Genomic DNA, 1,320 nt, shown 5'->3' on the forward strand with positions numbered 1-1,320 from the left:
TGAACCGTCCTGGATCTGGCAGAGGCTCTGATCTCGCAAGGAGACTGAGACCGTGCCAGCACCCCGCAAGTACGACGAGGAGACCCGCGCCCGCGCCGTGCGGATGTACACCGAGCGGATCCGTGATCTCGGTGAGTCGAAGCTGACCGCCCGCCGCGCCGTGGGCGCGCTTCTTGACATCAACCCGGCCACGTTGCGGAACTGGGTGGAGCGCGAGGAGATCGACACCGGCGCCCGGCCCGGGGTGACCACCGAGGCCTCTGAGGAGCTCAAGGCGCTGCGCCGGGAGGTCGCCGAGCTGCGCCGGGCCAACGACATCCTCAAGACCGCCTCAGCGTTTTTCGCCTCGGCGGAGCTCGACCGCCGACTCAGGTAGTCATCGACTACATCGACGCGCACAAGGAGCGCTTCGGGGTCGAGCCGATCTGTCGCGTGCTCACCGAGCACGGCCTCACGATCGCCCCGAGCACCTACTACGCGCGCGTCGCCTGCCCGGTCTCGGCCGCGGAGCTGGCCGACGCCTACGCCGCGAACACGCTGGTCAACCTGCACCGCAGGAACCGTCGGGTCTACGGCGTGCGCAAGTTGTGGCACACCGCCCGCCGCGCCGGGCATCCGTGGGGCCGCGACCAGATCGGCCGGCTGATGGCGATCGCCGGCATCGACGGCGTCCGCCGCGGCCGCCGGTCGACGGTGACCACCCGGCGGGACGCCACCGCGCCGCGGCATCCAGATCTCTGCGATCGTGCGTGGGCCTCGCCGACCCGGCCGGACCAGTGGTGGGTCGCGGACTTCACCTACGTGTGGACGCTGGCCGGGTTCGTCTACGTCTCCTTCGTCACCGACGTCTACTCCCGCCGGATCCTGGGCTGGCGGGTGTCGACGTCGAAGACGACACCACTGGTCACCTCCGCGTTGGAGCAGGCGTTGTTCACCCGTCGCCGGGGCAACGCCGCCTTCACCGCCACCGGGCTGCTGCACCACTCGGATGCCGGGTCCCAATACACGTCGCTGGCGTTCACCGAGGCGCTGCTCGAGGCCGGCATCGCCGGCTCGATCGGCTCGGTCGGCGACGCCCTGGACAACGCGCTGATGGAGTCCACCATCGGCCTCTACAAGACCGAACTCATCGACCGGCAGCGGTCCTGGACCGGGCGCAACGAAGTCGAGCGGGAGACCGCCGCCTGGGTCCACTGGTTCAACACCGAACGCCTGCACTCGGCGATCGACTACCGCCCACCGGTCGAGTTCGAAGATCACCACTACCGTGACACCACGACCCCCGCGGACCTCGCGGTGGCCTGAACACAGCGTCCGTCA

Annotated in this window: 1 protein-coding gene and 1 other annotated feature; the gene reads left to right on the forward strand. The window is 69.5% G+C overall.

Features of this window, described 5'->3' with window-relative positions:
- The first annotated feature begins 52 nt into the window (after positions 1-52).
- Positions 53-1,305, forward strand: a protein-coding gene (locus ACK586_RS25370; protein ID WP_409333310.1) for an IS3 family transposase whose coding sequence is annotated in 2 segments (ribosomal slippage) — positions 53-347 and positions 347-1,305 — 1,254 coding nt in all. Because the reading frame shifts where the segments join, the coding sequence is not laid out codon by codon here.
- Positions 334-465: a sequence feature (AL1L pseudoknot), on the forward strand. It overlaps the preceding gene by 132 nt.
- Positions 1,306-1,320: the final 15 nt, after the last annotated feature.

Source organism: Trujillonella humicola (assembly GCF_046233715.1).
Classification (GTDB): domain Bacteria; phylum Actinomycetota; class Actinomycetes; order Mycobacteriales; family Geodermatophilaceae; genus Trujillonella; species Trujillonella humicola.